Genomic DNA, 2,159 nt, shown 5'->3' with positions numbered 1-2,159 from the left:
TGAGAAAGAGTGTATTTAAGCACGAGAGCTTAAGCATGTCTGACAGCCACTTATATTTTTATTATTGATCAATCATAAGGTTTATTGGCCGCTATGTCAGTGCACTCGTCTGCTTTATTGGTATTTTCTCGGTTTTTAATAAGGGCCTTAATTTCGCCAGAAAGCAGGGGTAAACAATATCAATAAAGTGAAGATCTCTAGGCGGCCCATTAGCATGGCAAAGCATAGAACCCACTTAGCGGTATCGGGAATGTCGCCGTAGTGTTGTGCGACATCACCTAAGCCTGGGCCTAAATTGTTAATACTGGCACCGACAGCTGACCAGGCAGTGACTTGGTCCAAGCCCGTTGCCAGTAACATTAAGAGCAAAATAACGAAGACGAACAAGTAAACCGAAAAGAAGCCCCAAACAGCTTCAATCACACGGTCGGGAACCGGCTTTTTGCCAAGTTTTACTGGAATAATGGCGTTGGGATGAATTAGACGTTGGATTTCTCTCAAGCCTTGCTTGTAGATGAGTAAGATTCGAATCGCCTTCATGCCACCGCCGGTTGAGCCTGCACAGCCGCCAACAAAGGCAACAACGAATAAGAGGAAGGGCAGTACGAATGGCCAGGCTGTGAAGTCTGCTGTAGCAAAGCCAGTGGTTGTTGCGATGGAAACAACTTCAAAGGCGCCTCGAATCATAGAGTCAGAGAAGCTATAAGTATCGGTGAAGTAAAGCGTTGCGATCGTAATAATGGTTACGATCAACATGAGCGATGCGTAAAAGCGGAACTCGGGGTCCATAAAGTACGTTCGCCAGCTATTGCTTCGCCATGCAGTGAAATGCAGCGCGAAATTAACCCCGGCGATAAACATAAAGAAGATGGCGATTAGTTCAATTACGCTATTATCGAAATAGCCAATACTGGCATCATGGGTTGAATAGCCGCCGATGGCGATGGTCGAAAAACTATGGCCTATGGCGTCAAACAGGGTCATTCCAGCGGCCCAGTAAGATAGCGCGCAAGCGACTGTTAGCCCGAGGTATATATACCAAAGAGCTTTGGCGGTTTCGGTGATTCGAGGCGTTAATTTACTGTCTTTTACCGGGCCGGGAGTCTCTGCTCGGTATAGCTGCATACCACCAATGCCTAGCATTGGAAGAATGGCGACAGCCAGTACGATCAAGCCCATGCCGCCAAGCCATTGCAATTGTTGTCGGTACCACAAGATAGATTTGGGCAGGTCATCTATCCCGGTAATGACGGTCGCGCCAGTGGTGGTTAGCCCCGATAGGGACTCAAAGTAAGCATCAACGAAGCGTAAATCAGGGGAGTCAGATAAATATAAGGGCACTGAACCACTCAGGCTGAGCACCAGCCAGAAGAGAACCGTTACGATAAAACCATCTCGTACACGAAGCTCCTTTTTATGGTTTCGAACAGGCAGCCAGATGATTAGCCCTAAGCCTAGCGTAATAACAAAAGCATCGAGGAAGGCATGGAGCTGATTATCGTTATAGATGAGCGAAACAATGATCGGCGGGAGCATGGTCAGGCTAAAAATCATCAGCAGGATGCCTAGAATTCGGCTGACTGTAGACAAATGCATCCGGTTGTATCTCCCAAAAAACTACTAAAACAGGGTTAGAAAAAAGCGAGTCCGACTTGGAACAGCTTCTCGACTTCGCGAACTCTTTTCTTATCGACCAGGAAGAGGATAACGTGATCGTCTTGCTCGATGCGGATATGGTCGTGAGCGATTAATACTTCCTGGTGACGGACAATTGCGCCGATGGTGGTACCGGTTGGTAAAGGTATCTCATCGACTCGTTTACCGACAACCTTTGAGGAGCGCTCGTCGCCATGTGCTACGGCTTCGATCGCCTCAGCTGCTCCTCGTCGTAAGGCGTGAACATTAACGACATCTCCTTTTCGGATATGGGTTAGCAGGCTGCCAATGGTGGTTTGTTGAGGCGATATGGCAATGTCGATTTCACCGCCTTGGATCAGATCGACATAATCAGGGTTGCTGATCAAGGCCATCACCTTGCGAGCACCAATGCGCTTGGCAAGCATCGAGGCCATGATGTTTGCTTCATCATCATTGGTCACGGCGATGAAAACATCAGTATCTTCGATGTTCTCTTCCAATAGCATGTCTTTATTGGCGGC

The 2,159-nt window shown here is 47.8% G+C and carries 2 protein-coding genes; both read right to left on the bottom strand.

The window, feature by feature from the left end:
- Positions 1 to 147: 147 nt before the first annotated feature.
- The gene (locus A3729_RS08285) at positions 148 to 1,596 is read right to left on the bottom strand and encodes a TrkH family potassium uptake protein (RefSeq protein WP_068512836.1); all 1,449 of its coding nucleotides are present in this window, start codon (positions 1,594 to 1,596) and stop codon (positions 148 to 150) included.
- 35 nt (positions 1,597 to 1,631) lie between these two features.
- Positions 1,632 to 2,159 (bottom strand): NAD-binding protein (locus A3729_RS08280; protein ID WP_197475690.1); only part of this gene is annotated, 528 nt, incomplete at its 5' end.

Source organism: Oleiphilus sp. HI0043, from assembly GCF_001634935.1.
The sequence above is the reverse complement of the archived record's forward strand: the minus strand, read 5'-3'. Positions and strand labels throughout refer to the sequence as shown.